Annotated in this window: 14 protein-coding genes and 1 pseudogene; 13 read left to right on the top strand and 2 right to left on the bottom strand. The window is 59.2% G+C overall.

The window, feature by feature from the left end:
• The first annotated feature begins 170 nt into the window (after nt 1-170).
• Both ACUTJJ_RS04190 and ACUTJJ_RS04185 read left to right on the top strand, forming a co-directional pair.
• Nucleotides 171-2,876: a DNA translocase FtsK gene (locus tag ACUTJJ_RS04190; RefSeq protein WP_445541403.1), complete on the top strand. Its 2,706-nt coding sequence runs from the start codon at nt 171-173 to the stop codon at nt 2,874-2,876.
• Between the two features lie 89 nt (nt 2,877-2,965).
• Entirely contained in the window at nt 2,966-4,042 is a 1,077-nt protein-coding gene (locus ACUTJJ_RS04185; RefSeq protein ID WP_209090005.1) for an Ldh family oxidoreductase, read from the top strand.
• A 65-nt stretch (nt 4,043-4,107) separates the two neighbouring features.
• Here ACUTJJ_RS04185 and ACUTJJ_RS04180 read toward each other — a convergent pair whose 3' ends face one another.
• Nucleotides 4,108-6,102, bottom strand: coding sequence for a putative bifunctional diguanylate cyclase/phosphodiesterase (locus tag ACUTJJ_RS04180; RefSeq protein ID WP_445541402.1), 1,995 nt, complete (start codon nt 6,100-6,102; stop codon nt 4,108-4,110).
• 316 nt (nt 6,103-6,418) lie between these two features.
• Here ACUTJJ_RS04180 and ACUTJJ_RS04175 point away from each other — a divergent pair, with 316 nt between their 5' ends.
• The 9 genes from ACUTJJ_RS04175 to ACUTJJ_RS04135 all read left to right on the top strand — a co-directional run bounded on the left by ACUTJJ_RS04175 (nt 6,419) and on the right by ACUTJJ_RS04135 (nt 19,159).
• The gene (locus tag ACUTJJ_RS04175) at nt 6,419-7,465 is read left to right on the top strand and encodes a class I SAM-dependent methyltransferase (RefSeq protein WP_063949958.1); all 1,047 of its coding nucleotides are present in this window, start codon (nt 6,419-6,421) and stop codon (nt 7,463-7,465) included.
• 92 nt (nt 7,466-7,557) lie between these two features.
• The gene (locus ACUTJJ_RS04170; protein ID WP_445541401.1) at nt 7,558-8,382 is read left to right on the top strand and encodes a bifunctional allantoicase/(S)-ureidoglycine aminohydrolase; all 825 of its coding nucleotides are present in this window, start codon (nt 7,558-7,560) and stop codon (nt 8,380-8,382) included.
• A gap of 165 nt (nt 8,383-8,547) precedes the next feature.
• Nucleotides 8,548-10,053: a diguanylate cyclase domain-containing protein gene (locus tag ACUTJJ_RS04165; protein WP_445541400.1), complete on the top strand. Its 1,506-nt coding sequence runs from the start codon at nt 8,548-8,550 to the stop codon at nt 10,051-10,053.
• Between the two features lie 236 nt (nt 10,054-10,289).
• Nucleotides 10,290-11,468, top strand: coding sequence for an efflux RND transporter periplasmic adaptor subunit (locus ACUTJJ_RS04160; RefSeq protein ID WP_445541399.1), 1,179 nt, complete (start codon nt 10,290-10,292; stop codon nt 11,466-11,468).
• Between the two features lie 11 nt (nt 11,469-11,479).
• Complete coding sequence (locus tag ACUTJJ_RS04155) at nt 11,480-14,614, top strand: efflux RND transporter permease subunit (protein ID WP_209089992.1); 3,135 nt, start codon at nt 11,480-11,482, stop codon at nt 14,612-14,614.
• 119 nt (nt 14,615-14,733) lie between these two features.
• Nucleotides 14,734-15,357, top strand: a complete 624-nt coding sequence (locus ACUTJJ_RS04150) for a TetR family transcriptional regulator (RefSeq protein ID WP_209089988.1) — start codon at nt 14,734-14,736, stop codon at nt 15,355-15,357.
• Nucleotides 15,358-15,557: 200 nt separating this feature from the next.
• Nucleotides 15,558-17,081 carry a sugar ABC transporter ATP-binding protein gene (locus tag ACUTJJ_RS04145; RefSeq protein ID WP_209089985.1) on the top strand — a complete coding sequence of 508 codons (1,524 nt, stop codon included), beginning with the start codon at nt 15,558-15,560 and terminating at the stop codon, nt 17,079-17,081.
• A 50-nt stretch (nt 17,082-17,131) separates the two neighbouring features.
• Nucleotides 17,132-18,133 carry an ABC transporter permease gene (locus ACUTJJ_RS04140; protein ID WP_445541398.1) on the top strand — a complete coding sequence of 334 codons (1,002 nt, stop codon included), beginning with the start codon at nt 17,132-17,134 and terminating at the stop codon, nt 18,131-18,133.
• 72 nt (nt 18,134-18,205) lie between these two features.
• Nucleotides 18,206-19,159, top strand: a complete 954-nt coding sequence (locus ACUTJJ_RS04135; RefSeq protein ID WP_063949951.1) for a substrate-binding domain-containing protein — start codon at nt 18,206-18,208, stop codon at nt 19,157-19,159.
• Nucleotides 19,160-19,213: 54 nt separating this feature from the next.
• Here ACUTJJ_RS04135 and ACUTJJ_RS04130 read toward each other — a convergent pair whose 3' ends face one another.
• Nucleotides 19,214-20,107 carry a LysR family transcriptional regulator gene (locus ACUTJJ_RS04130; protein WP_445541397.1) on the bottom strand — a complete coding sequence of 298 codons (894 nt, stop codon included), beginning with the start codon at nt 20,105-20,107 and terminating at the stop codon, nt 19,214-19,216.
• A gap of 536 nt (nt 20,108-20,643) precedes the next feature.
• Between ACUTJJ_RS04130 and odc2 the strand changes: the two genes are divergently transcribed.
• Together odc2 and ACUTJJ_RS04120 are read left to right on the top strand one after the other, a co-directional pair.
• Nucleotides 20,644-21,777 (top strand): ornithine/lysine decarboxylase, encoded by a 1,134-nt coding sequence (odc2, locus tag ACUTJJ_RS04125; protein WP_144577871.1) that lies wholly within the window; start codon nt 20,644-20,646, stop codon nt 21,775-21,777.
• A gap of 192 nt (nt 21,778-21,969) precedes the next feature.
• Nucleotides 21,970-22,190 (top strand): annotated as a pseudogene (locus tag ACUTJJ_RS04120) (GNAT family N-acetyltransferase); the annotation flags it as partial.

The raw sequence follows: 22,190 nt of genomic DNA, 5'->3' as shown, positions 1-22,190 counted from the left end.
AAAAACCCGATTTTTACACAACAAAATCAATAAGATGATTGGAGTTTTCCTTCGGCGCGGGTTCTCTCAGCACCTTGCGGCTGGCTCGAAAAATTGCCGCCGCCGTCCCGTTTGGAAAGGGGTAATTAACCTTTATTTTTTATTTCAGGGAGACCGAAATATGTACGTTTATGATGAGTGTGCACGCTGCCATGAGTTTCTCCCGATCCAGATTCCAGAATTCGTCCAATAGCGTAGGGGAGGGGAGCGAAAAGGCTCGTCATGCCGGCGGCCAGATGGTTGCCGGTCAGCCGTCGGCCACAGTGAAGGCGAGTGCTGCGTCTCGGCCCAACGCCGATATCAGTGCTGCCGATGCCATTGAAGGCCGCGCTGAAATGCCTGGCTGGCAGAATGCTTTCGTGCTCGGTCCTAATGTCCGTTTCACCCGCACGCCCGAGAGCGCGTTCAATCGACGTATGCCCGTGGAGACCCCCAATCTGCCTGAGGAGGAGCTGCCTGTTGCGTCGCTTGCGCCGGTAGAATCGGAGGCGGTAGCGCAGCAGCAGTCGGTGGAGCCGCAAGGCGCTCCCGTCGCCGAAGTCCAGGTAAAGCCGGCGGAGCAACGGGTGCCGCCGCCACGGATGCCATTCCTGCCGCAGCCGCCGGATGCTCGGGGCGCAAGGGCGCTGACCTATAAACTGCGGCTTGAGCTTGCCCGCAAGCAGGCCGAAGAGGCCGCGGCCGCAACAATGACGCCGGTGCCGAGCGATATGTACGCGACCGTAGTAAAGTCTGCGCAGCCGTCGGTCTCTCCAGTTGAGGCAGCCTCCGTTGCGCCGGCTGTTGAGGCAATGCTGCCTCCCGTGCCGCAGGTGGTGATTCCAGCTTTCGCCGCCCATCTGCCGGATGAGCTTTTCTGGGAAGTGATGACGCTCGATCTGCCAGGCAGTGCCGGCGAGGGCATCGTTGCGTCCGCGCGCGAGGTTCTGGCAAACTCGGTTGTCACGGCACCTGCCAGCGCTGCGCCGAACACCATTTTGTCATCCCCGGCCGCCGCTATCGTGCTCTCGGCTGAGCCGCCTGTTGTCAGCGTGCCGGGCGGTTCGGCCATTCGGCTATACCGTGAGATTGGCGTTCGCCAGTCCGTCGCGCCTGCCATCGTGCCGGTCGCGGAACAGGAAGTCTTGCCGGCGCCAGCCACGGAAGTTGCGACTGTTGTCGAGCCGCAAAGGCCTGTCGAGCAAGTCATGCCGGCCGAGAGAGTCGCCGTCGAGCCGCGCTTCACGCCGCGCGCTCCCATTCAGGCCTCACAGCCGATGTTCCGCGAAGCCCCCGTTTTCGCAGATGGCGAATATGAGTATCCTTCCATCGACCTCTTGCAGGAGGCGCGCGTCCAGCAGACGACCACGATGACGCCGGAAGCGCTGGAACAGAGCGCCGGACTTCTGGAAAGCGTTCTTGAGGATTTCGGCATCAAGGGTGAGATCATCGATGTTCGCCCCGGTCCCGTTGTGACGCTTTATGAATTCGAGCCGGCGCCTGGCGTCAAATCCTCGCGGGTCATCGGCCTTTCGGATGATATCGCCCGCTCCATGTCGGCACTGTCGGCGCGTGTCGCCGTCGTGCCCGGCCGTAATGTCATCGGCATCGAGCTGCCGAACCCGGTGCGTGAGACTGTTTACCTGCGCGAACTGATCGAGGCGACCGACTATGCCGAGACGCGTCAGAAACTCGCGCTTTGCCTCGGCAAGACAATCGGTGGCGAACCTGTCATCGCTGAACTGGCGAAGATGCCGCACCTGCTTGTTGCCGGCACCACCGGTTCGGGCAAGTCGGTCGCCATCAACACCATGATCTTGTCGCTGCTCTATCGTCTGAAGCCGGAAGAATGCCGCCTGATCATGGTTGATCCAAAGATGCTCGAGCTTTCCGTCTATGACGGCATCCCACATCTTCTGACGCCTGTGGTCACGGATCCGAAAAAGGCGGTCATGGCGCTGAAATGGGCCGTGCGCGAAATGGAAGACCGGTATCGCAAGATGTCGCGTCTCGGTGTCCGCAATATCGATGGCTACAACGCAAGGGCAGCAGCCGCCCGCGCCAAGGGTGAGACGGTGTTCTGCAACGTCCAGACCGGTTTTGACCGTGCGACCGGCGAGGCGGTCTACGAGCAGGAGGAAATGGACCTCACGGCCATGCCCTATATCGTCGTCATCGTCGACGAGATGGCCGACCTGATGATGGTGGCGGGCAAGGAGATCGAAGGTGCGATCCAGCGTCTTGCGCAGATGGCCCGTGCTGCCGGTATTCACCTCATCATGGCAACCCAGCGTCCTTCGGTCGACGTCATCACCGGCACGATCAAGGCGAACTTCCCGACGCGCATTTCCTTCCAGGTGACATCTAAGATCGACAGCCGGACCATCCTTGGTGAACAGGGTGCGGAACACCTCCTCGGCCAGGGCGACATGCTACACATGATGGGCGGCGGCCGTATCGCCCGTGTTCACGGTCCTTTCGTCTCCGATGAGGAAGTGGAAAAGGTCGTTGCGCATCTGAAAACGCAGGGGCGTCCGGAATATCTCGGCACTGTCACGGAAGACGCCGATGAGGCCGACGAAGAGGCGGAGGAGGAAACAGCGGTTTTCGACAAGTCCGCCATGGGCGAAGACGACAGCGACGACCTCTACGAAAAAGCCGTGAAGGTGGTAATGCGCGACAAGAAGTGCTCGACCTCCTACATCCAGCGCCGCCTATCTGTCGGCTACAATCGCGCCGCGTCACTGGTCGAGCGCATGGAGCAGGAAGGTATTGTCGGACCCGCTAACCATGTCGGCAAACGCGCCATCATCGTTGGTGAACGGCCTGCTTATGATGCCATGGGATCGGAAGACTGATCGAGCATTCGAGGCGCGGAAATGCATTGCAAAACCGCGACCCTTGAATAGCTTGTGCAGCGTCTATTCTGGAATTGGGAGATTCCCTCATGGCGCAAGGCAATGAAAAAGCGACCGTTCTTGCAAGGCTGGACGAACTGGAGCGGTTTTGCCGCGCCGTTTTCCTCGCCGCAGGCACTGATGACGAGACGGCCGATGCGGCAACGCGCGCCATGATGCATGGCACAAGGCTCGGTGTGGACAGCCACGGGGTTCGCCTTCTCGCCCACTATGTCACCGGTCTCGAAGGTGGCCGGCTCAATGGGCGGCCACAGATCAGCCGCGTTTCCGGCTTCGGCGCAGTTGAAACTATCGACGCTGACAACGCGCACGGTGCCCGTGCCACCTATGCCGGGATGGAAAGAGCCATGGCGCTGGCGGAAAACTTCGGCATCGGGGCGGTGGCCATCCGGAACTCGTCGCACTTCGGACCTGCCGGTGCTTATGCCTTGGAAGCCGCTCGACAGGGATATATCGGCCTTGCGTTCTGCAACTCCGATAGTTTCGTGCGCCTTCATGACGGCGCCATGCGTTTCCACGGCACCAACCCGATTGCTGTCGGCGTGCCTGTTGAAGACGACATGCCCTGGCTGCTGGACATGGCGACCAGTGCGGTGCCCTATAACCGCGTTTTGCTTTACCGAAGCCTTGGCCAGCAATTACCCCAAGGAGTCGCCTCCGATGGAGACGGCGTTGACAGCCGCGATCCCAACGCCGCGGAGATGCTGGCGCCATTAGGCGGTGAGTTCGGCTTCAAGGGTGCTGCGCTTGCGGGGATGGTGGAGATTTTCAGCGCCGTCCTCTCAGGCATGAAACTCAGCTTCGACATAGCGCCGATGGGCGGCCCCGATTTTTCCACGCCGCGGGGGCTTGGCGCCTTCGTTCTTGCGCTGAAGCCGGAAGCTTTCGTGGAGCGCGGGACATTCGATGCCGGCATGAAACGTTATCTTGACGTTCTTCGCGAGTCTCCCGTGCGCGAAGACTGCAAGGTCATGGCGCCGGGTGACCGGGAGTGGGCAGTGGCCGCTAAGCGGGAAAGAGAAGGCGCGCCTGTCGACCCTGTGACGCGCGCGGCTTTCCTGGAACTCGCCGCGAAATTTTCGGTCGATCCGCCCGCCTATCAGTAATTCATCTTGTCGCGATAGATCAGTAATTCATCTTGTCGCGATAGGCTTCCACAGCTTGCGATCAGCTAGGCGGGGCGAAGCATCATCATGGGACGCGGAAAGTGTGTTGTGCTCGCGCCCAAGCGCTCCGCAGCGACCGGGCGTCCGATATAGTAACCCTGCGCGTAATCAATCTCCATCTGCCGCACCAGTCTCAGTTGCTCTTCGGTCTCGACACCTTCGATCAGGATCTTGTGCCCGCGATTGCGAATGAGGCGGATCATATCCTGCAGCATCGCCCGTCCGCGCGGGGTCATGCTGTCGTGCAGGAACGAGCGGTCGATTTTCACGGTATCGAATTCTGTCATGCGCAGCCATGAAAGGCCGGCAAAACCGGTTCCGAAATCGTCCAGCCAGATGTTAATACCGAGCGTCTTGAGGTCATTCAGGCAGCGAAGCACGTCCGAATGCATTTCCATGTCGACGCCTTCGGTGATTTCAAAAGCGAGTCGGTTTCCGGCGATACCTGCCTCTACCAGAATGGCCGCTACGGACGTGGCGAATCCGGGATTTTTCAACTGCATCGGCGAAACGTTGACGCTGACGACGGATACGCGATCATCGGCCAGAAGCTGTTTGCAGGCCGCCTTGATGGTCCACAGACCAAGTTCCATGATCGTGCCGGTCCGCTCGGCTATCGGAATGAAGATGCCGGGTGCCACGGGGCTGCCGTCCAACAAGCGGAGGCGCATTAACGCCTCGACGCCCTCGGTCTGGTTGGTCGAAACATTGAGTATCGGCTGATACACAAGTGAAACGAGATCCTCCGCGACAGCAATTTTCAGAAGGGCGGCAATATTCTCGGTCTCGTCACTGGTTTGCGGATCGGCCGGATCGAACAGTTTCATGCAGTTGCGGCCGTTGCCCTTGGCGATATAGAGCGCGCGGTCGGCCTCGTTGATGATCTTTTCCAGCTTTCCATCGGGGTTGGCGCGGGTGAAGGACGCGCCGATGCTCACGGTGACGATGAAGGTTCCGTCGCGGCGCTGGTCATGCGCGAGCGACAGGCTTTCGACGGTGTGACGGATCGTTTCGGCAAGCTCGCCCACTTGCTGCCTGGATTTGAATGGCGCAAGGACGATAAATTCCTCGCCGCCATAGCGACCGATAGAGGCCCTGTGTTCGCTGATCGCGTCCTGGAGAGCGTTGCCAACGGTAATGAGGCATTTGTCGCCTTCCTGGTGACCGTAACGGTCATTGTACTTCTTGAAGAAGTCGACATCGATCAGGAGGACGGCGAAGCCTTCTCCCTTCTTGCTCCAATTATCCCAGAGCAGGCGCAGTTGATGGTCGATCGCGCGTCGGTTTTGCAGGCCGGTCAGGGAATCGGTGTTGGAAAGCCGCAGCAGGGCCTGCCCGCGCTCATCCGCCGCCCTCTGCTGCGCCTTGGCCTCAAGGGCGTTGACGAAGACCTGGTAGCGCTCCCGGTTGAGATTCCAGTTTACGTAGGACGTGAAGACAAAACAGGAAATGTAAAACGTACCGAAGGCGAATTTGTAAAAGGAATCCTCCGGAAACTGCATCGCTGCCAGAAAGTAGGTGGCGAGGATAATGCCAGAGGAGATCAGGGACAGGTGAAACCGAAAGGTGAAGAACAGATTGGCGCCCATCATGAAGATAGCCCCGAAAACCATGTAATAGGACATGTTTTCGATCTTGTCGGTCATGAGGGCAGGGACGAGCCATCCAATATAGCCCATCACCAGCGCCGCAGCGCAGGTAAGATCGAGGGCCGCGGTGCTGGCGCCCCGGCTTAGCTGGACCTCGAGAGTGAGAAGACACGACAATACGACGATCCATCGCGCCAGAATTGTCTGGAAGGCGACGTCGGGTATCAGAACGATGTCTGAAGCGGCAAACAACAGATAGATGAAAACAGCGGTCCAGAGACCCCGGCGGATGGAACCGCGGCGGCTGCGCTCACCTTCCTGCTGGTAGAGGGCAAGAAGTTCATCAGAAACCCGGGAGTCCGGCCGCCGATAGTCTTGCCGTCCACTCACCTCTCCCACTGTGTGCTTCATGCACTTTCCCATAGTGTTGCGTCTACTTTATCAAGTAACTGCTTATTCCACTTTTCCGTGTGCTTTTGCACCCACTGCGGGTTTCCGCCGATCTCTGCCGATGTCGACCGAGACCAAGGAAAGGAAGAACGCATCATATGTTCGCAGCATTAAGTTTCACTAAATTGCGTATCTGCTTTCTCCCGTCATCGTGAGTGTGACCAAAAAAATACGCTAATTTACTAATCTATCCCTACACCGCCGAAAATTCGAAAGCGAGTGGCCTTCCAGTTCCCAGAAACGTATAGTTAACAATGTGTTAATACTGGAGGCTGATGTGGTGCGGGTAAAGAAGAAAAGTCTGGACGGAGCAAGTTTGATCACCCCGGATACTGTCGCAAAAGAGGTTTTTGCGCGCAGAACGGAAACGTTCGATGAGCAGTTTGCCATTGCGAAAGCAGAAACGGCGCTCATTCTCGAATTGGCACAACAGCAATTCGACAACGGTATTTTAGCGCATGAGATAATACATCGAACGGCTGGAGCACTGCATGGTTTGAGAGAGAAGCTCCACTCAAGCGTGTGGGCTGAACTGATCCCACTGGTGCAGAATCACCCGGTCTCGGCCAGGTTCCTGGAGGATCCGTTCACGCGCTGGTCTTTCGAAAAACCGCGCGGCTATTCCGGCGACGCGCAGTTGCTCGATTTCATTTATGGTCACGCCAGCGTTGCGGATCTGGTCAATAAGGCCAGCCCGCTTGGTGCTGCGCTTTACAATTACACGAAAGACGCCAGTTCCTCTGTCGCGGTTCGCGAGCGGCGCGATCTGCTGACCAGGTTCGTTGACGAGGCCGCAGCGCAGCATGGCAAGGAAACCGAAATACTGACCATTGCGTCCGGGCACCTGCGCGAGGCAGACGCGTCCGTCGCGTTGAAAGAGGGTGGAATCAAGCGCTGGGTGGCGCTCGATCAGGACCCCTTGAGTGTCGGTTCCGTCGCCCGCGATTTCAACGGCACCTGCATTGAGGCCATCGATGGCTCCGTGCGTGATATCGTCCTTCGCACACAGGAGCTTGGCAGCTTTGATCTGATCTATGCCGCCGGCCTCTACGATTATCTGAACGACAGGGTCGCCATCAAACTGACCCGCCGCTGCATGGAGATGTTGAAGCCCGGCGGTATGTTCCTCTTCGCCAATTTCTCGGAAGACATCGTTGTCGACGGTTATATGGAGACCTTCATGAACTGGGCGCTGCTGCTGCGCTCGAAAGCGGATATGTGGCGGATTGTCAACGCCAGCGCCGAACCCTCCTCCATAGAGGCTGACGTGTTCTTCGGCGAAAATCACAACATCGTTTATGCGACTATGCGAAAGAAGGTGTGACGGTCTTCCAACCGGTCTTTTCTGGCCAATAACCATTTGCTTAAACCTCGGCGCGGCCGTAAGAATCCGCGCCGAATGCGTTGCAGAATGGAATGGCTGAAATGAAGAGATATTATTCGGATATGGGTGGTCTGCCGGGACAGACGGAACTTTTGTCGAGCAAGGCGGTGTTCAAGACCGCCTACGCGGTCATTCCCAAAACCGTTATGTCCGATATCGTGACGAGTGTGCTGCCGCACTGGACGGGCACGCGAGCCTGGATCATCGCGCGCCCGATGACAGGTTTTTCCGAGACTTTCGCGCAATATATCGTCGAAATCCAGCCAGGTGGCGGCAGCGAACGGCCGGAGCCGGACGCAAGGGCTCAAGCCGCGATCTTCGTCGTCGACGGTGAAATGACCATCGAATTTGAGGGTGAGCAGCACGCGTTGCGGGAAGGCTCGTTTGCCTACCTGCCGGCGGGCGCGCGCTGGCAGATCAAGAATTCCGGTAACGCGCCGGTCAAGTTTCACTGGGTTCGCAAGGCATTCGAGGCAGTGGACGGCCTTGAGGCGCCGCCAGCAATCTTTTCGCATGAAGACGACGTCGCCATGTCGGCCATGCCTGAAACGGAAGGCAAATGGGCGACGACCCGTTTCATCGATCCGGAAGACGTTCGTTACGATATGCATCTCAACATCGTCACCTTCGAGCCGGGCGCGACCATTCCCTTCATGGAGACCCATGTGATGGAGCATGGCCTCTATGTGCTGGAAGGCAAGGCCGTCTACCGTCTGAATGAGGACTGGGTGGAAGTGCAGGCCGGCGACTTCATGTGGCTGCGTGCCTATTGCCCGCAGGCTTGTTATGCGGGTGGACCCGGCCGCTTCCGTTACCTGCTTTACAAGGACGTCAACCGTCACGTGAAGCTTTGGTAACGGCTTCCCTGCCACATGCCCGAGGAATTATCGCGCAATCCGGCGGTTTGCGCGATAAACGCTTGCGTTCAATCTCATAACCCTAATAAATCGGGTGACACAGTCAGTCATACCGTCGTGCGGCCTTTCGGCCTCCATCCGCATTTACCCAAGAAGAATGCCCGCATGAGTGAGACGATCGATACCAACATCTTCAATCTTGCCCCGGTGGCGATGTGGATAGAGGACTTCAGCGCGGTGAAAAGCCAGTTCGATATCTGGCGGTCGCAGGGCGTGGACGATATCAGGGCGTTTCTTCTGGAAGATTTATCCCGGGTAGCGGCCTGCTCGCAGAAAATCCGCGTCATCAAGGTCAACGCCAGGACGCTCGAGTTGTTCGAGGCGCGCGATCAGGTGCACCTGGTCGAGAATCTGCATCGCATTTTCCGCGACGACATGCTGGAAAGCCATATCAACGAGCTTTCCGAGCTCTGGGCAGGCAAAACTGAATTTACCAGCAACGCGGTCAATTATTCGATCGGTGGCAAGCGGCTCGATATTCAGCTGCGCGGTACGGTTCTTCCCGGACATGAGGAAACCCTCGATCGGCTGCTTCTGACGACCGAAGATGTGACGGAACGGGAGGAAGCGCGGCGCAAGGAGCTTATCAACCGCCGTTATGCCGAAGGCATGTTCAAACATTCGCCGGTTTCCCTGTGGGTAGAAGATTTCAGCCGGGTTCGCCGGTTGATCGAAGAGGTGCGAGAGCGCGGCATCGTTGATTTCCGCGTGTTCATGGATGTGCATCCTGAATTCGTGCGGCAATGCATGAGCGAAATCCGCGTCATTGACGTCAACCGCGCAACGCTGGATTTGTTCTGCGCGCCGGACCGGCAGGTTCTGTTGCAGCGGCTTGGCGATATTTTTCGCGGCGAAATGGAAAAGCCGTTCCGCGAACAGTTGATCGAGCTTTGGAACGGCAATCTCAACCATCATCGCGAGGTGGTGAATTACGCACTCGATGGTTCCGAGCGGCATCTTCTCCTGCATTTTTCGGTCTTCCCGGGCCATGAGCGAGACTGGTCTCTGGTGCAGGTAGCGCTAACAGACATCACGGCGCGCAAGAAGGCGGAAGCCTATCTTGAATACCTCGGCAAACACGACGTGCTGACCAAGCTGCACAACCGCGCCTTCTATTCCGACGAACTGAATCGGCTGGAGCGCAGCACGGTCCGGCCCGTATCGGCCATCGTTATCGACCTTAACGGGCTGAAGGACGCCAACGACAAGCTGGGTCACGATGCCGGTGACGCGCTGCTGCGGCGCATGGGGGAGGTATTGAACGGCGTCGTTACCGCACCCAACCACGCCGCGCGTATTGGTGGCGATGAGTTTGCCATTCTTCTGCCTGGCGCCGACAAGCAGGTGGCGGCAGCGATGGTTGATACCGTTTACGAGCTGCTGAAAATCAACAACCAGTTCTATTCCAGCGCGCCCCTCAGCCTGTCGCTGGGTGTGGCAACGAGCGAAGCCGGGGAAACGATGGAATCGCTTGTGCGCCGCGCGGACATCAATATGTACGAGCATAAGAACGCCTATTATGCTGCTCTTCGCAGCCGCTCCGCGGACAATAGCGACGAGACGACGGACGGGGCGCAGACGGAGCCGGGCTCCCTGAAGCGTCAGCTCTGACGAAGGCGGCATAGCCCGCTTCATCTCCGTCATCTGGCGGCTGGTTCAAATTCGATCAGACCGGTGCTCCGTGGCCGCGTGCTCTCTTTGAGGCGTATTGCCGCTGCCTTCCTTAAAATTCAGGCTTCACAAGCGCGTGAAACCCTTTTTGCGATGCAACAAATGTGTTGCCGGGATTTTACATACGTCTTAGTATGTATGTAAACAGGACGTATTTTCTGGATTCGGAGCGCAGTATGGCGAAAAGATTGGGGCAGATGGTAGCGGTGTTCTTCATGGGCGTCGTTCTTGTCGGATGTAGCGACGAGCAGGCTGCTGCACCCGGCGCTCCGCCGCCTGCTGCGGTCAAGGTCGTGACGGTAAAGCCGGAAGAGCTGCCGATCACGAACGAGTTGCCCGGCCGCATCGCCCCGACACGGCTTGCCGAAGTTCGTCCGCGGGTGTCTGGCATCATCGTCGAGCGCGTGTTTGAACAAGGCTCGCTCGTGAAGGAAGGCGACGTTCTCTACCGGATCGATCCCGCGCCATTCCAGGTGCGCGTTGACAGCGCTGAGGGAACATTGCGCAGGGCACAGGCAGCCCAGCTTCAGGCGCGTCAGACGGCCGACCGGCAGCAGCAGCTGCGCCGTTCCAATGTCGGTTCGCAGCAGGAGTTCGACAACGCCATCGCGCTGCTTGCCCAGGCCGATGCGGAGGTCGCAGTGGCTGAAGCCGGTGTCGCGGAAGCGCGGCTCAACCTTCAATATGCCGATGTGAAAGCGCCGATCAGCGGCGTGATCGGTCGCGCGCGCATCACCGAAGGTGCGCTTGTGAGCGCTACCGGTTCGGAAAGTCTGGCGACGATCCAGCAGCTCGATCCAATCTATGCCGACTTTACCCAACCGGCCGCCGACCTCATTCGCCTGCGCAAGGCGCTTCAGGACGGCCAGCTGATGACAGGGCCCAATGAGGCGGAAGTTAATCTGTTGTTCGATGACGGCAGCCGTTACCCGGTTCCCGGTCGCCTGTTGTTCTCGGAAGCGGCTGTGGACGAAACGACCGGTCAGGTAACGCTGCGTGGCGAATTCCCCAACCCGAACGGCGATCTGCTGCCGGGCATGTATGTTCGCGTTCAGATCCAGCAGGGCATTCAGAAGGCGGCTTTCGCCGTGCCGCAGCAGGCCGTGCAGCGTGACGCCGGCGGGCAGGCGAGCGTGCTGGTTGTCAATGCCGAAGACACTGTCGAACAGCGCCGGGTGAGCGTCGGACGCGCCATCGGCGACCGCTGGGTTATCTCCGACGGCTTGAAGGACGGAGACCGGGTTGTTGCCGAAGGCTTCCAGAAGACGGCTCCCGGCGCCAAGGTAAAGCCTGAAGCGTGGTCCGCCGAGCCCGTCGTCGCTGCCGAGGGTGCAGCGCCGGCTCAGAAGCAATAAGGACCGATTTCATGGCACGTTTCTTCATTGACCGGCCTATCTTTGCCTGGGTCGTCGCCATTTTCATCATGCTTGCGGGCCTGCTGGCCATTCCGAAGCTGCCGATTGCGCAATATCCGAATGTTGCGCCGCCACAGATTTCCGTTTCGACCTCTTACCCCGGCGCTTCGCCTGAGGACATCTACCAGAGCGTGACGCGACCAATCGAGGAAGAGCTGAACGGTGTCCCCGGTCTGATCTATTTCGAGTCGACCTCGGAATCGTCCGGCCGGATTTCCATCAATGTGACGTTCGAGCCCGGCACCAATATCGGCGAAGCTCAGGTGGAAGTGCAAAACCGTATAGCGCGCGTCGAGCCGCGTCTGCCACGCTCTGTGACGCAGCAGGGACTGCGTGTCGAGCAGGCCGGTACCTCGTTTCTAATGATGGTCGCGCTGACCTCCGTTGACGGCAACACCGACGCCATCGGACTTGGTGACTATCTGAGCCGCAACGTGCTGGGTGAATTGCGCCGTGTGCCCGGTGTTGGCAGCGCGCAGCTTTTCGCTACCCAGCGCTCCATGCGAATCTGGATGGACCCGGACAAGATGCTGGGCCTTAGCCTCACCTCGAATGATGTTATCAGCGCCATCCAGGCGCAGAACTCGCAGGTCGCGGCCGGCCGCATCGGTGCATCGCCAAACCCTGTTGGCCAGCAGATTTCCGCAACCGTCAACGTCCAGGGACAGTTGACCTCGCCGGAGGAGTTCGGATCCATCGTGCTGCGCGCCAACCCCGACGGGTCTTCCGTTCGGCTGCGTGATGTCGCGCGCGTCGAAGTGGGCGGCGAGAGCTACAACTTCTCGAGCCGTCTCAACGGCAAGCCGAGCGCGGCGATCGGCGTCCAGCTGTCGCCGACGGGGAACGCGCTGCAGACCTCAGAAGGTGTGCGCGCCACGATGGAGGAGCTGTCGCAATACTTCCCTCAGGGCATCGAATACGAAATTCCCTATGACACCAGCCCCTTCGTCAAGATTTCGATCGAGAAGGTCATCCATACGCTGATCGAGGCGATCATCCTCGTCTTCATCGTGATGTTCGTCTTCCTGCAGAACATCCGCTACACGATCATTCCGACATTGGTGGTGCCTGTCGCGCTGCTCGGCACCTGCGCCATCATGTATGTCTCGGGCTTCTCAATCAACGTTTTGACGATGTTTGCGATGGTGCTTGCCATCGGTATTCTGGTGGACGACGCGATCGTCGTCGTCGAGAACGTCGAGCGCATCATGGCGGAGGAGCACCTCTCGCCGAAGGAAGCCACCCGCAAGGCAATGGGCCAGATTTCGGGCGCGATCATCGGCATCACACTCGTGCTGACGGCGGTGTTCGTGCCCATGGCCTTCTTCCCCGGTGCGGTCGGCATCATCTACCAGCAGTTCAGCCTGACGATGGTGGTGTCGATCCTGTTCTCGGGCTTCCTCGCCCTGTCGCTCACGCCGGCGCTCTGCGCATCGTTCCTGAAGCCAATCAAGGCGGGGCATCACGAAAAGAGGGGTTTCTTCGGCTGGTTCAACCGGAACTTCGATAAGGCGTCGCATAAATATTCGTCATCGGTCGGCGGCATCATCAAGCGGTCGGGCCGGTTCATGGTCATCTACGCGGCACTGCTGGCCGGTCTTGGTTGGGCCTATATGCAGTTGCCGAGCTCGTTCCTGCCGAATGAGGACCAGGGCTATCTGATTGTCGACATTCAGGCGCCGGCCGAGGCCAGCACCGAGCGCACACTGCAATCCATCCAGCAGATCGAGAAGATTTTCATGGAAGAGCCGGCTGTCGAACGGGTCATTGCGGTTTCGGGCTTCTCCTTCTCTGGCTCCGGCCAGAATGCGGGTCTTGCCTTTGCGACCCTGAAGGACTGGAGCGAACGTGGACCGGAAGATTCCGCTGCGGCAATCTCCGCCCGGATTAACGGCAAGCTCTGGGGTCTTCCGGACGCCATGTCCTTTGCGCTTTCGCCACCGCCGATTCAGGGTCTTGGCAATTCCAGCGGCTTCACTTTCCGTCTTCAGGACAGGTCGGGCGCCGGGCAGACGGCACTCAGCGCAGCTGGCGCGCAACTGATGGCTGCTGCGCGAAAGAGCCCCATCCTTGCCGGCCTTCGCATCGAAGGCATGCCGGATGCGGCGCAGGTCAATCTCATCATCGACCGCGAAAAGGCCAACACATTCGGCGTCACCTTCAGCGACATCAACGCCACTATTTCGGCCAATATGGGTTCGTCCTACGTTAACGACTTTCCCAATGCCGGCCGCATGCAGCGCGTGACGGTGCAGGCCGAACAGGGGCAGCGCATGAAGACCGAGGATCTTCTGAACCTCAACGTGCGCAATGCCAATGGCGGGATGGTGCCCGTCAGCTCGTTCGCTTCGGTGGAATGGGTGCGCGGTCCCTCGCAGGTGGTCGGCTACAACGGCTATCCCGCAATCCGCATCAGTGGCCAATCCGCACCGGGTTACTCCTCTGGCGACGCGATCGCCGAGATGGAGCGTCTGGCACGGGAACTGCCATCTGGTTTCGGTTTCGAGTGGACCGGCCAGTCGCTGCAGGAAATCCAGTCGGGCTCGCAGGCGCCAGCCCTGATCGGCCTCAGCGTGCTGTTCGTCTTCCTGCTCTTGGCGGCCCTTTACGAAAGCTGGTCGATTCCGATTTCGGTCATGCTGGTCGTCCCGCTTGGAGTGATTGGTTCGGTAGCAGCTGTGATGCTGCGCGGCATGCCCAACGACGTCTACTTCCTTGTGGGGCTGGTCGCCATCATCGGCCTGTCCGCCAAAAACGCGATCCTGATCATCGAATTCGCCAAGGATCTGCGGGCGGAAGGCAAGTCGACCTACGATGCGACGGTGGAGGCTGCGCACCTGCGCTTCCGGCCGATCCTGATGACGTCGCTTGCCTTCTCGCTCGGCGTCCTGCCGATGGCGATCGCCTCGGGCGCGAGCGCGGCCAGCCAGAACGCCATTGGTACCGGTGTTCTCGGTGGCATGATCTCGGCGACGATCCTTGCGATCTTCTTCGTGCCCGTTTTCTTCGTCTTCGTCATGAGGATTTTCGGGGATCGGAAGAAGGACGACAAGATTGCTGCTGACGCCATATCGCCAGCGGAATAAAATCGGAAGGTAAGGCCGTTCCGAACGTGATGGAGATGTATTCATCGTAAGGAAAGACTGGCACTGAACAGAAAGCACGGTGCGAAAGCGCCGTGCCGCGAGTGGAAGGAAACATCAGCATGCGCCGAACAAAGGCCGAGGCAGAAGAGACGCGTCAGGCGATCCTTGCCGCTGCCGAGCGGGTGTTCTTCAGAAAGGGTGTGGCCAACAGCTCGCTGGACGAGGTGGCGGCAGCGGCCGGCGTAACCCGCGGAGCGATCTACTGGCATTTCGCCAGTAAGACTGATCTCTTCATCGGTCTCTATCAATCGGTGGCCTTGCCCGAGTCGGACCTGCTGGATTTCGGTGATCCCGGCCTCAAGGGCTCGGCGCTCTTGGACAGGATAGAGGAGGCGGCCTGTAAATGGCTGAAGCTTCTTGCCGAGGATGAGCAACGCCAGCGCATCATGACCATTAGTCTGCGCACCAATTATTCCGATGAATTTGCGCCCGTGCTGCATGCACAGGAAGAGCTGGATCGCTATCACAAGGAGCGGCTCGAGGCCGCTTTCGAGCGGGCGCAGGCGGAAGGCGCGTTCAATGACAATTGGACGGCAGATTCGGCACTTGGTGCGCTCTATTGGCTGCTCAAGGGAATGTGTTCGGACTGGCTGCTTTTCGGCAAGCGATTCGACCTTGCCAGAGACGGCGCCGAAGCTGTTCACCGCCTCATGAAAGGGTTCCAGCGTTTAGCGGAACCATGATTGTTCTGACGTGACCGCAAAGAGCGGCATCTGCTGGTCAAATTTGAGTGTATTCTAAAAGACGAGCGAAATTTGCTTTACGTACCTCAAAACCGACGCTAGCTTCTTCTTCGAGCTTTGGGAGGAGTTCGCGGATGGTCATTTTCACGAGAACAAAGAGACTGCTGTCGCCCGTTCTTTCGCGGAACTGGTGACGACACATGGCTTTTGCTGACGACTCTCCAGACGGCGGTCTTATCCGAACAGTCGGCCTTTCGAAATCTTTCGGGCCGGTACAGGTTCTCAAGGATATCGAGATTTCTGTCCGGGCCGGCGAGGTTCACGCGATCATCGGCGAAAACGGTGCCGGCAAGTCGACGCTGATGAAGCTTCTGGCAGGCAACGAGAAGCCGACGGGCGGAGAAATCCGGATTGATGGTGAAGCGGTGGTCCTCAGCGGTCCCGTGGATGCAGAACATCGCGGCATCGTTCTTGTACATCAGGAAATTTTGCTCGCACCCGATCTGACGGTGGCGCAGAACATCTATCTCGGCCGTGAACTTTGCAGGGGTGCGAGCGTGGACGACCGCGCCATGCGCGAGGGCGCCCGCAAGGCGATCGGCGATCTCGGCGGCACGATTGATCCGGACGCGATTGTCGGCAGCCTGTCGATTGCCCAGAGGCAGCTGGTGCAGATCGCGCGGGTTTTGCTGGTGCCGCACCGCGTGGTGATTTTCGACGAGCCGACCGCCAGCCTCACACCCATCGAAACAGATGCGCTGCTGAATGTCATCAGAGACATCAGGGCAAAGGGCGTGGCGGTGCTTTATATTTCGCATCGTCTGCCTGAAGTGAAGGAGATTGCCGACCGGGTGACCGTACTGCGTGACGGCAAGCTGGTCGCTTCCCACCCCGCCTCGGCGCTGGAGCCTGCCGATATGGCACGGCTGATGGTCGGGCGCGATGTGGCAAAGCTTTATCCGGATCGAGCCGCCGGCGGCGAGCGGGAGCCAGTTTTGGAGGTGGAGCATTTTACCGTGCCTGGCTATGCCCAGGATGCCGGTTTCAGCCTGCGCAGAGGTGAAATTCTCGGTTTCGCGGGGCTTGTAGGTGCCGGGCGAACGGAACTTATGGAAGGCATACTCGGCCTGCGGCCAGGACGCGGAACAGTGCGCCATAACGGCCGCCTCGCCCATTTCGCCAAGGCTGAAGACAGTCTGAAGGCTGGCATCGTCTATCTAAGCGAGGACCGCAAGGGCAAGGGATTGCTGCTCGGCAAAGACTTGCGGATCAATCTCACGCTTGCGTCGCTTAAGAAATTCAGCCGGCTGTTCCAGATCGACACCCGCCGGGAGACGGCGGCGCTCGATGATGCGGTGCGCGATTTCGACATTCGCACCGGCCGCAAGGATTTGCTCGCGGGTCAGCTCTCCGGCGGCAACCAGCAGAAATTGCTGTTGGCCAAGATGATGCTGCTCGATCCGTCGATCGTCATCATCGACGAACCGACACGCGGCATCGACATCGGTACCAAGGAGCAGATTTACCGTTTCATCGCCAGGCTTGCTGACGAGGGGCGGTCGATCATCGTGGTTTCATCGGAAATGCCGGAGCTGATTGGCATCTGCGACCGCATTCTGGTCATGCGTTCTGGCAGGATCGTTGGCGAGGTGGCGGGCGAGCGCATGACCGAAAACGACATCGTGGCGCTTGCGACGGGCGTTCACACGCAGGAAGTCGCCTGAGAAGCGAGCCCTTTGGAAAAGGCCTGACGAAAAGACAATTGAGGGGAAAAATGACTGAGGCCGCACTCGATTCCGGCAAAACGCCGAAGACTTCCAAAGATTGGGACCTGCGCGCCGTAGCGCCATTCGTGGCGCTCGCCCTGCTTCTGGTTCTTGGCGCCATTGCCAACCCGAATTTCATCGGCATCGACAATCTGTTGAATGTCATCACCCGCAGCGCCTTCATTGCCATCATCGCGCTGGGTGCAACCTATGTCATCACGTCCGGCGGGCTTGATCTCTCAGTCGGGGCGATGGTCGCTTTCGTGGCCAGCCTGATGATCCTCTTCATGAATAGCGGTTCGATTGCGAACCCGGCGGTCATGCTGATTGCGGCGATGGCGCTGGCGCTGGCCATCGGCGCGGCTTGCGGGCTTACCAACGGCCTCATCACCACCATCGGCCGTATCGAACCCTTCATCGCCACACTCGGCACCATGGGCATCTATCGCGGCTTGACCACTTGGTTGTCACAGGGCGGCGCGATAACGCTACGCAACCCGGAAATCCAGACGCTTTATCGCCCGGTATACTTCGGCAATGTGCTCGGCGTACCCGTGCCTGTGATCGTCATTTTCGTCACCGCCGCGCTTGCGGCCTTCGTGCTTTACCGCACGCGATACGGCCGGCATTTGACGGCGGTGGGGTCGAGCGAAGATGTCGCACGCTATTCCGGCATATCGGTCGCGAGAGTGAGAACCATCGCCTACGTCGTGCAGGGGCTCTGCGTCGCCGTTGCGGTCCTGCTTTACGTGCCGCGCCTTGCTTCGACGTCTGCGACCACCGGCATGCTTTGGGAACTGCAGGCGATCACGGCGGTTGTTGTCGGCGGCACGGCGCTGCGCGGCGGGGTAGGGCGCATCTGGGGCACGATCTGCGGCGCCTTCATTCTGGAAATCGTCGGCAACATCATGATCCTGTCGAACTTCGTCAGCGAATATCTGATCGGTGCCATTCAGGGGGCCATCATCATCATTGCCATGCTGGTACAGCGCTCGCTCAGCCGCAGGTAAGGTATCACGCCGCGCCATCTGGGGCAGGTGCGGTTGGAGGAGGAACGCCCCGGTCTTGGGAGGAAAGAGACTATGCGTAGAAAATTCATCGGCGTGGCCTTTGCCGCGCTGGCAACGGTCCTTGCGGGTTCTGCCCATGCGCAGGACAAGAAGGTCACGATCGGCGTCTCCATTCCGGCGGCCGACCACGGCTGGACGGCGGGCGTGGTCTATCACGCCGAGCGTGTGGCCAAGCTTCTGATGCAGGAGCATCCGGGGCTCAATGTCATCGTCAAGACATCGCCGGATGCAGCCAATCAGGCGAACGCGCTGCAGGATCTGGCCGTGCAGGGGCTCGACGCGCTGGTCGTCCTGCCGTCCGATCCCGACCCGCTTGTCAACGCCATCAAGGAAATCAAGGACAAGGGCACCTTCGTTGCGCTCGTCGACCGCGCGCCGAGTGTCAACGACAATTCGATCCGCGATCTCTATGTGGCCGGCAACAATCCGGCGCTCGGCCAGGTGGCCGGCGAATACATCAAGAAGACGACACCGGATGCCGAAGTCGTGGTCATTCGCGGGCTGCCGATCCCGATCGACCAGCAGCGCCAGGATGGTTTTGACAAGGGCATCGCCGGCTCCAGCGTCAAGGTTCTTGACCGCCAGTACGGCAACTGGAACCGTGACGACGCCTTCCGCGTGATGCAGGACTATCTGACCAAGTACAAGAAGATCGACGTGGTCTGGTGCCAGGATGACGATATGGCAATCGGCGTGCTGGAAGCCATTCAGCAGGCTAAGCGCACCGATATCAAATACATCGTCGCCGGCGCCGGTTCCAAGGACATGATCAAGAAGGTCATGGACGGCGACAAGCTCGTGCCGGTCGACGTGCTCTATCCGCCGGCGATGGTGGCGACCGCCATGCAGCTGACGGCCGGGCATTTCTTCGATCAGGTGCCGGTCGCGGGTGAGTACATCCTTGATGCGACGCTGATCACCAAGGACAATGCCGAGCAGTTCTACTTCCCGGATTCGCCGTTCTGATCTGATTTCAGCAGCTGTAGACGCCCGCCGCGAGGCGGGCGTTTCATTTTCGCATCACGCGTTCTTCCTGAACCACGCCGAGAGATAATCAACAAAACTGCGTACTTTGGCTGGCAGGTACCGGCGGTGCGGGTAGACGGCATAGATGCCGCGGTCCTTTGAAATGTAGTCGTCAAACAGCGTCACAAGTTCGCCGGACTGGATGTGAGGACGGGCAATGAAGTCAGGCACCATGGCGATGCCGAGACCCGCACGCGCAGCGCGTAATGTCGCTTGCGGGCTATTGACTTCGATCGGTCCGCTGATGGTCACGGAATTCGATCCGCCATCCGGCTCCAGATACCGCACCGTATTGTGGAAACGCGTGTTTGTATCGATGATGAAAGGGACGCGGGCGAAATCCTGAGGGCCGTCAAGGGGTCCATGTTGCGCCACGAAATCCGTCGTGGCAACCGCATAGACCCTGAAGTCGGACAGCTTGCGGGCGATGAGGCCCGAATCTTCCAGTCGCGTGATACGGATCGCCAGGTCGAAACCTTCCTCGATCAGATCGACGAACCTGTCATCGGCAACGATCTCCAATGCGAGTTCCGGATTTTCCTTGGCAAAGTCGATCAGGCTTTGGCCGACATCGGCATCGATGAAGGTGCGGGGAACGGAAATCCTGAGCTTGCCCTTCAGATCGGCATTTTTTTCCCGCACCAGATCAGCGAGGTTATCGATCTCTTTGAGGATATCGGAGGCAGTGCGATAATAGGTATGTCCAGCTTCGGTCAGAGAGAACTGCCGTGTGGTGCGGTTGAGGAGCAGCGCGCCGAGATCATCCTCCAGTTCCCGGACATATTTCGACAGCAGCGCCTTTGAACGGCCTGTCTTGCGCGCCGCTGCAGAAAATCCCTCCGCTTCGACAACATCGATAAAGGCGCGGATGCGGGTCAGGGTATCCATGAAATCCTCCGGTTTGTTCCATATAATTGAACGTGTGGCGGTCACTGTTCAACCCTTAAATCGCTGCCGAAAAAATCCGCTCTTTGGTGAAAAATTCCTCTTGATTATGACTGCGAATATTCTTATCTCCCGTGCTGCCCAAAGTCGCACGTGCCCATGTGTGTCCGCCGATTCCTCGATGTGGTGAGGATTTAGGTAAGGTACCTGGAACTAACCCCTCCAGTCGCTATTCCGGCCAACCGGGAAATGCGAGGACATACGAAGCAACGACGGTGCGGGCCTTTCTGGTTCTCTGCCGGCTTTCCATCAGCCGGGGTACTGAAGAGGCACACCATCATTGCCTGAAGTGCGGTCGGGTCATTCCCTCCAATCCATGGCAGACAAAGCCGAATGATGCTCTGGCGGGGCGTCGTTCACATTCGCGCCTTGAGCGTATGCTATCGATTCTGCGCCTCCACCGGCTGATTCGAATGCATATCTCGAGCGTCCTTTGTCCTCCGGATTTTTCCGGAGCCGGTTTAACAGGGAATACATCGATGACGACTGCACGCATTCTCGACTTCATCAAGACCCGACGTCCCGAAGGCCCTTGCCTCGTGGTTGATCTCGACGTCGTGCGCGATAATTTCAACGCGTTCCGGCATTCCCTGCCGAACAGCGCGATCTATTATGCCGTCAAGGCAAATCCGGCTCCCGAAATCCTGAAGCTGCTCGCGTCGCTCGGCTCCAACTTCGATTGCGCCTCCGTGGCTGAAATCCAGATGGCGCTCGATGCCGGTGCGACGGCTGACCGTATCTCCTTCGGCAACACCATCAAGAAGGAACGCGATGTTGCTCGCGCCCACGCGCTCGGCATCGATCTCTTCGCCGTGGACAGTCATGAGGAAGTCGAGAAGGTTGCCCGCGCCGCTCCCGGCGCGCGCGTCTTCTGCCGCGTGCTGACGGATGGCGAAGGTGCCGAATGGCCGCTGTCGCGCAAGTTTGGCTGCGTGCCGCAGATGGCGGTCGACGTTCTCGTCTATGCCCATCAGCTCGGTCTCGAGTCCTACGGCGTATCCTTCCATGTCGGCTCGCAGATGATGAACCTCGACGCATGGGATGCGGCGCTGGCTGACGCCAAGCGCGTGTTCGCATCGCTTGCCAAGCAGGGCATCCACCTGCAGATGGTCAATATGGGCGGTGGTTTCCCGACGAAGTACCTGCGCGACGTTCCTGCTGCCGAAGAATACGGCCAGGCAATCGATACCGCGCTGCGCAAGCACTTCGGCAACCAGATCCCGAAGACGATCATTGAGCCGGGCCGCGGCATGGTCGGCAATGCCGGCGTCATCAAGGCGGAAGTCGTTCTCGTCTCGAAGAAGTCCGACAACGACAACCACCGCTGGGTGTTCCTCGACATTGGCAAGTTCGGCGGTCTCGCCGAGACGATGGACGAGGCAATCCGTTACCCGATCCGCACCGAGCGCGATCAGGACGAGATGCAGCCCTGCGTTCTGGCCGGTCCGACCTGCGACAGCGCCGACGTGCTGTATGAAAAGAACATGTACCCGCTGCCAGTCTCTCTGACCATCGGCGACGAAGTTCTGATCGAAGGCACTGGCGCCTACACGACCACCTATTCGGCGGTCGCGTTCAACGGTTTCGAACCGCTGAAGGCCTACGTCATCTGATCCGAACGCCGTCCGCTGAAAAGGGCGGCGTCTCGACCAAGCTTCCGTTCCGGCCCTGCCGATTGTGCTGTTGCGCAATCCCCTGCTTGCTGCGCCTCTTCCAGCCGAGGAAAGCGTGTCGGCGGGCCGGGACGGCTCCACCAATTTTTATCAAGGGCCGCGTGTGGGCGGTGTTGCGACGGGAGGCCAAGGATGGCCGCTCTTTTGAATTCGGTACGGGCATTTTTCACCCCGCAGACATTTCATGTCGATCAGGAAAATCCGGGCGATGTCGTTGCCCGTGAAAACCTCCTGGACCGCGCCATGGGTGCGGGCCGCCGCCGCAAGTCTTCGGAAAAGCTGCGCGCTGGCCGCATCCCAGCCGAGGGCCTGGCGCTGGTCGCCCGCGATGAGAACGGCCATGTCATTGGCAC

Source organism: Agrobacterium sp. DKPNP3, from assembly GCF_052686535.1.
This window is presented reverse-complemented; position numbering and strand designations above follow the sequence as displayed.